Here is a 3,559-nt window from a genome sequence, read left to right as displayed (position 1 = left end):
AGACCGGCGACGATCGCGTACGAGACCCAGTCGATCGCATCCATGCCGAGCACCGCGGGCAACTCGGGGTCGCCGAAGATCGCGTCGAGCGCGAGGGCGACCGCCGTGGAGGCGAAGTAGGTCTGCGCGCCGAACCAGAAGATCGCCACGATGCCGCGGATCAGAGCGGGGAACTGCGCGCCGCGAACCCCCATGCTCGACCGCGCCATGACGGCGTAGGGGATGCCGTACTTCACGCTGGGCTTGCCGGTCAGGTTGACCAGCCAGTTCACGAACAGGCCGGCCAGGACGATCGCGGCGAACACCCACCACCCGCTGATCCCGGCCGTCACGAACAGGCCCGCGGCGAGGGTGTAGCCCGCGAGGGACTGCACGTCGTTCGTCCACACGTTGAAGATCTCGAACGCCGTCCACCGCCGCTTCTCGCGCGGCAGCGGCGCGAGATCGTCGTTGTAGAGCGAGGGATGCGGGTGCGCACCGGCATCGGTGTCGAACGGCTCGGACTCGTGCGGACCTGCGGCGGTGCTCGTCATGTCGTTCTCCCTCGATGCGGTGAAGCAGGTCGCCCGCGGTGGTGCGGACGGTGCGACCGGCGATGGAAAGGCGCTTCCGATCCGCCGAGGTTATTGCGCGGGGAGAGGGGCTGGGTTTCGCGGGTGTAAATCCTGTGACGACGACGCCGTCACGGCGGGGAAACGTGGTCGGTGTAACGTGCGGCGGGTGCACCTCACCGACTTCAACGACCTCGACGACGCGACCGCCCGCGATCTCGTGCGCGTGTGGGCCGCCGTTCCGAGCTGGGTCGACGGCGTCGTCGCCGCGCGACCGTACGCCTCCATCGACACCCTCACGTCGCACGCCGCCGATCTGGCGAAGGGTTGGGGCCGCGCCGAGCTCGAGCAGGCGCTCTCCCAGCACCCGCGCATCGGTGAGAAGCCGGAGGGAGCGAACGCCGAGGCGGCCGCATCCCGTCGCGAGCAGTCGACGATGACCGACGCGGATCCCGCCGTGGCGGCGGCGATCGCGACCGGCAACGCGGAGTATGAGGCCCGCTTCGACCGGGTCTTCCTCGTGCGCGCCGCCGGCCGCACGCCCGAGCAGATCTTGCGAGAGCTGCAGCGCCGGCTCGGGAACGACGACGACACCGAAGTGCGCGAGGCGTGCGAGCAGCTGGCCGAGATCGCTCTGCTGCGCCTGCGCGGCGCGGTCGGTCACAAGCCCATCTGAACGGCAGGATCATCCCCATGAGCACGCACCTGACCACGCACGTCCTCGACGCTTCGCGCGGCGCCCCGGCCCGAGAGGTGAGCATCGCCCTCGCCCGCCTGCGCGACAGCGGCGAGGTCTCGCACCTCGCCGATGGTCTGACGAACGACGACGGCCGCCTCGCTCTCGGGCCGGAGCTGCTCGATCCCGGCACCTACCTGCTGACGTTCGCGACCGGCGCCTACTTCGCGGCGCAGCAGGTGGAGACCTTCTACCCGCTCGTGACGGTCAGCTTCAGCGTCGCGCCCGCCGCCGATGGCGAGACGCCCCACCTGCACGTGCCGCTGCTGCTCAGCCCGTTCGCCTACTCCACCTATCGCGGCAGCTGAGCCGACTACGGAGGCCGGCCGCGAGCGTCGCCAACACAGGAGATCCTGCGGGCTCGTGCCGCATCCATCGATCTGGAGCGGCTCGCCGCCGCAGATCTCCTGTGTTGTTCGCACGCAGCCGCGACTGCCGTCGACCGGGTGGCTCAGGCGACGGGCTGCTGCAGGTCGATGACCCAGCCCGACGCATCGGGGCCGTCGAACGGGGTCTCGAGATAGACCTCTCGGCCGGCGCCGTTCGGGCGCAGGCCGCGCCCCTCGACCTCCTGGATCAGGCCCTGCCACGCGGCCTGGATGCCCGAGAGATCGGGCGCCTCCAGCCGGGTCACAAGCGCGCGCTCGGCCGCGGCGACATCGATGCGCTGCAGCCCGGCGGGAACCGCCGCCTCGGCCACCTGCTCGCCGACGACGACGCGCATCCCCTCGCCCGCGACCTCGTAGGTCGCGACGCCCGGTCCGGTGCGGTCGGCACTCGCCTCATCGATCGCACCGTTGACGCGGTCGAACATCGGGCCGATGTCGTTCTCGATCTCTCCCATCTCCGCCACTGTGGCGGTGATGCCCACGAGGACGAGCCGGGGAAGGGCGGTTTCGGTGTATTCGGACATGATCGATCCTCTCTCGATCAATCGGAGCTTCGCCTCGATGCGGGCCAGCCGCAGCGTGTCCGACGCGAGCTGCGTGCGCAGTTCTTCGCGGCGCGCTTCGAGCAGGTTCCGCACCCTCTCGGCGGTGAGCCCGTCGTTCAGCATCGACCCGACCTGCTCGAGGGAGAAGCCGAGGTCCTTCAGAGCGACGAGCTGGTTGGCGCGCGGCAGCTGGCTCGAGGAATACGAGCGGTAGCCGCTGTGCGCGTCGACGCGCGCCGGGACGAGGATTCCGAGCCGATCGTAATGGCGCAGCATCCTCACCGACACGCCCGCCATGCGGGCGAACTCTCCGATACTCAACATGGTGATCCCACCCCACGCTCTGACACGGTGTCAGGGTCAAGCGTCACGTCGCAGTCGGCGCTGACTCAGGGGATCCAGTACCCCACGGCGCAGAGCACCCGCGTCTCGTCGTCGGCATCGGCGGGCGGATCGATTGCGGGAGGGAAGACGCCCCACTGACGCCATTCGTCGGCATGCGCCACGACGTGCTCGTTCAAGCCGGCGAGCAGCTCCGGCGAGAAATGGAAGTCGATCCCGAGCTTCTTCGCGATCAGCCAGGCCTGGAACGCACGATAGGTGGCCAGGTGCGCGAATCCCTCGGCGGCGGGATAGTCCCCGTACTGGAACCGGAAGACGGCGTCGTCGGGAACCCCGGCTCGCACCGCCTCACCGGCGGCGTCGTTGAGCGCGTCGTAGGAGGCCACCGGGTCGTCACCGAGCAGGTCGGCCTCACGGAACTCGTCGCCCTCGGCGATCGATCGCCCGGCGAGCACGCCAGGGATCCACGCTTCGTCGTAGGCGTGGGCGAAGAGGATGTCGCGGTAGGTGGGGTCAGGTGTGCTCGTCCACTCGGACGGCGCGGGGCGATCGAGGTCGGCGACGTCGATCCGGTCGATGACGCTGCGCAGAGCGGCATCGGAGGCGAGGAACAGCTCATCGGCTCTCATGACGCTCACCGTAGCGCCGACCTCCGACACGCTCCACCGCTGCCGCGGGAGGCGATCAGGCCGTGAAGACGGTGTGCACGTCGCCGGCGACCGCGCGCCCGCCGAGCGCCTCGAGCTCGAGCAGCACGGCGCTGCCGATCACCTCGGCGCCGAGCTCGGCGAGCAGTCGATGGCTCGCACGCAGCGTGCCGCCGGTGGCGAGCACGTCATCCAGCACGAGCACGCGCGATCCGGCGGGAATGTCGTCCGACGCCTCGACCGCCGCCTCGCCGTACTCGAGGGCGTAGGAGACGGATGCGGCCGGCCGCGGCAGCTTGCCGGCCTTGCGGATCGGCACCATCCCGGTGCCGGTCGCGACGGCGGCGGC

6 protein-coding genes are annotated in these 3,559 nt (G+C 70.2%); 2 read left to right on the top strand and 4 right to left on the bottom strand.

Translation table 11 applies throughout. The features are described 5' to 3' along the window. On the bottom strand, window positions 1-533 hold a 533-nt coding region (locus tag B4E30_RS14625; RefSeq protein ID WP_286795859.1), incomplete at its 3' end, for a cytosine permease. A gap of 187 nt (window positions 534-720) precedes the next feature. On the opposite strand from B4E30_RS14625, the gene uraD reads away from it, so the two are divergent. Then, window positions 721-1,227: a 2-oxo-4-hydroxy-4-carboxy-5-ureidoimidazoline decarboxylase gene (uraD, locus tag B4E30_RS14620; protein ID WP_286795857.1), complete on the top strand. Its 507-nt coding sequence runs from the start codon at window positions 721-723 to the stop codon at window positions 1,225-1,227. A gap of 17 nt (window positions 1,228-1,244) precedes the next feature. After that, window positions 1,245-1,595: a hydroxyisourate hydrolase gene (gene uraH, locus B4E30_RS14615; protein ID WP_286795855.1), complete on the top strand. Its 351-nt coding sequence runs from the start codon at window positions 1,245-1,247 to the stop codon at window positions 1,593-1,595. 143 nt (window positions 1,596-1,738) lie between these two features. Here the strand turns inward: uraH and B4E30_RS14610 are convergent, their stop codons facing one another. The 3 genes from B4E30_RS14610 to B4E30_RS14600 all read right to left on the bottom strand — a co-directional run. Continuing rightward, entirely contained in the window at window positions 1,739-2,545 is an 807-nt protein-coding gene (locus B4E30_RS14610) for a MerR family transcriptional regulator (RefSeq protein WP_286795853.1), read from the bottom strand. A gap of 65 nt (window positions 2,546-2,610) precedes the next feature. Then, window positions 2,611-3,192, bottom strand: coding sequence for a hypothetical protein (locus B4E30_RS14605; protein WP_286795852.1), 582 nt, complete (start codon window positions 3,190-3,192; stop codon window positions 2,611-2,613). A 55-nt stretch (window positions 3,193-3,247) separates the two neighbouring features. Beyond that, the coding region (locus B4E30_RS14600) for a phosphoribosyltransferase family protein (protein ID WP_286795850.1) at window positions 3,248-3,559 on the bottom strand (312 nt) is incomplete at its 5' end.

Source organism: Microbacterium sp. UBA3394, assembly GCF_002358725.1.
GTDB classification, from domain to species: domain Bacteria; phylum Actinomycetota; class Actinomycetes; order Actinomycetales; family Microbacteriaceae; genus Microbacterium; species Microbacterium luteum.
Note: the sequence above shows the minus strand (reverse complement) of the source record. Positions and strands in the feature narration are given on the sequence as shown.